The organism is Mesorhizobium sp. M1E.F.Ca.ET.063.01.1.1 (assembly GCF_003998155.1).
In the GTDB taxonomy this organism is placed as follows: Bacteria; Pseudomonadota; Alphaproteobacteria; order Rhizobiales; family Rhizobiaceae; genus Mesorhizobium.
The window spans coordinates 1-2,710 of record NZ_RZSC01000768.1 but is presented as its reverse complement, the minus strand read 5'-3'; the positions used below and the strand labels follow the sequence as shown (position 1 = coordinate 2,710).

At 60.7% G+C, this 2,710-nt stretch carries 3 protein-coding genes; 1 reads left to right on the top strand and 2 read right to left on the bottom strand.

The genetic code is table 11. From position 1 onward, the window contains the following. Positions 1-1,155, bottom strand: a 1,155-nt coding sequence (locus EOA29_RS31995; protein ID WP_145969916.1) for an extracellular solute-binding protein, incomplete at its 3' end; no start/stop codon positions are given. Between the two features lie 284 nt (positions 1,156-1,439). On the opposite strand from EOA29_RS31995, the gene EOA29_RS31990 reads away from it, so the two are divergent. Further along, a complete protein-coding gene (locus EOA29_RS31990) occupies positions 1,440-2,069 on the top strand; it encodes an invasion associated locus B family protein (protein WP_126093954.1) in 630 nt (209 codons plus the stop codon). Between the two features lie 74 nt (positions 2,070-2,143). Here the strand turns inward: EOA29_RS31990 and hspQ are convergent, their stop codons facing one another. Beyond that, positions 2,144-2,467: a heat shock protein HspQ gene (gene hspQ / locus EOA29_RS31985; protein WP_189350051.1), complete on the bottom strand. Its 324-nt coding sequence runs from the start codon at positions 2,465-2,467 to the stop codon at positions 2,144-2,146. Between the last annotated feature and the right edge of the window lie 243 nt (positions 2,468-2,710).

Sequence of the window (2,710 nt, the reverse complement as noted above, 5' to 3'; positions counted from 1 at the left end):
GAGCAACGCCTTCTCCCGGTCGTCGGCAGGATGGCCGAGCGCGGACAGATCGGAGTTCTGCCAGAAGCTCATGGTGCGGTTGAACTTGCCGGCGAACAGGTTCTTGTTCGCCCATTCGAAGTCGTAGAGCATGCCGAGCGCGCGCCGCACGACGGGGTTGGAAAACTTCGGAAGCCGGGTGTTGAAGAGGAAACCCGTCACCACAGGAGGTATGCCGGTGTCGAAATATTCCTGCTTCACGTCACCCTTGCGAAAGGCCGGGAAGTCGACATCACGCTCGCGCTTGACCGGATCGGTCTCGTCGTCGAGAGCGCAGATGCCTTTCTTGAACGCTTCCGTCTTGGCATTGGCGTTGAGGAAATATTCAATCGTGATCTGGTCGAAATTGTCGAAGCCGCGCTTCGACGGGATGTCCTTGCCCCAGTAATTGGGATTGCGCTTGAAGACGATGCGCTGGCCGGGCTGCACCTTGTCCACAGTGTAGGGCCCGCTGCCGATCACCGGCTTCAGCGTGGTCTTGTCGAAAGTGTCTTTGTCGAAGGCGTGTTTGGGGATGATCGGCGTCAGCGCGACGATCAGCGGAAACTCGCGGTTGGCCTTGTCGTTGAACGTGAACTTGACGCTGTGGTCGCCGGTCTTCTCCAGCTTGGCGATCATGCTCATGCGATCGCTGTAGGGCGGGCGGCCCTTGTCGGTGAAGACATCATAGGTGAACAGCACGTCTTCCGGCGTCACCGGCTGGCCGTCGGACCATTTGGCGTCGGGGTTGAGATGGAACTCGATGCTCTTGCGGTCCGGATCCATATCCACGCTGTCGGCAAGGAGGCCGTACAGGCTGAAGGGCTCGTTGTAGCTGCGCTGCATCAACGGCTCGAAGACGAGGTTGCCGTAGACCGTGTCGATCATACCGCGGGCGGTGGTGCGCAGGCTCTTCAGGATGAAGGGGTTGAGATTGTCGAAGCTGCCGACGACGCAATAGGTGACGCTGCCGCCCTTCGGCGCATCGGGATTGACGTAGTCGAAATGCTGATAGTCCGGCGGCAGCGCCGGCTCGCCCTGCATGGCAATGCCGTGCTTCGGTTCCGACAGGGCCGGAAGGAGCGAGAGGGCCAGAAACGAGGTCGCGGCGATCAGCCGAACGAGAACGCGGTCCATGACCGTCTCCTTGCCGGACAGCTTTGTGATTCGACACGCACCCTAGAGCATTTCGCCCCCCGATTGAATCGGCGCGCGCCATTGGACGGGTTCCGCCAGTGCATCGCCAATCGAGGTTCGTCCAGGGAGGAGAAGCTAGGAAGAAATCGCGGAACCCGGGCTGGATTCGGCGCGGCTGGCAGTGTAACACGCGCTCCGAAGTCATGCTGTTGCCTCATTTGGGCAACAGGTAGCGGGACCACACGGCACGAAGAAGCCGGCCCCCGGGATCATTTGAGAGGAAAGTGCACCATATGACGAGCAATGCGTATCGCCTTTCGGTGCTGGCCGCAGGCGTGGTCGGCGTCCTGGGCGCCGGGCTTTTCACCGCTTCGGCGCAGCAGCAGCCGCAGATTCCGCAGGGTTGGTTCAAGGCCTGCACCAAGCAGGAAGATGTCGACATCTGCAATGTCCAGAACATCGTCACCGCCGGCAATGGCCAGCTCGTCACCGGCATCAGCCTGATCGAGCTCAAGGGCAAGGTGAACCGCAAGGTGTTCCAGGTCACGGTGCCGACCGGGCGCCTTATTCCGCCGGGCATTGGCTTGCAGATCGACGCCGGCAAGGCGCAGAAGCTCGACTATGTCATCTGCTTCCCGGACCGCTGCGTCGCCGAAGTGCCGCTGACCGACCAGCTCGTCGCGTCCTTCAAGAAGGGCCAGGCGATCAGCCTCACCTCGATCAACTTCCAGAACCAGCCGAACCCGATCAAGGTCGCGCTGACCGGCTTCAGCGGCGCCTATGACGGCCCGCCGCTGCAGCAGTCGGACATCGAGGACCGCCAGAAGAAGCTGCAGGACTTCGTCGCCAAGAACAACCAGGACTTCGCCAAGAAGCTCAAGGAAGAGCAGGACAAGGCCAAGACCGCTAACTGATCGCCGGAGCGTTTCTCCAGCATGCAAAAAAGCGGGGCAAACGCCCCGCTTTTTTGTTGCCGCCGATCGAGCTTTCAGTGCTTCGAGTGGCGTTTCGGCTCGTAGCGCCCGTCGGGCAGCTTGTCGAACATCTCGCCGATCCGCGGATGCCGGACCGGCTCGCCCGACCGGTCCTCGAGCAGGTTCTGCTCGGACACGTAGGCGATATACTCGGTCTCGGAATTCTCGGCGAGAAGGTGGTAGAAGGGCTGGTCCTTGCGCGGACGCATTTCCGATGGAATGGCATCATACCATTCTTCCGTGTTGGCGAATTGCGGATCGACGTCGAAGATCACGCCACGGAACGGAAACAGCTTGTGGCGAACCACTTGTCCGATCGCGAATTTGGCCGTTTTCATCGCACTCACCACCATCAACGGCTTGCGCCTTGGGCGCCTAAGGTCTTGAATTTACACGTCACGAAGCCAAAAATCGACCCCGACTTTCGGCTTGGTACCATTGGCGCACACGTTGTCTCGATTCAATGCCGCGGCGCCGGTTTTTTGCGATCGAAGCTACGTGGCGGCGGGCGCGAGGGTTTCGGCACCGGAAGCACGAAGTCCAAATATACCGCCCCTAGCGCACGGCCTGTTTCCGCAGGC

Bases quoted from the DNA above. Each gene is read 5' to 3' on its own strand.
- hspQ (WP_189350051.1), bottom strand. From the start codon at position 2,467: ATGAAAACGGCCAAATTCGCGATCGGACAAGTGGTTCGCCACAAGCTG.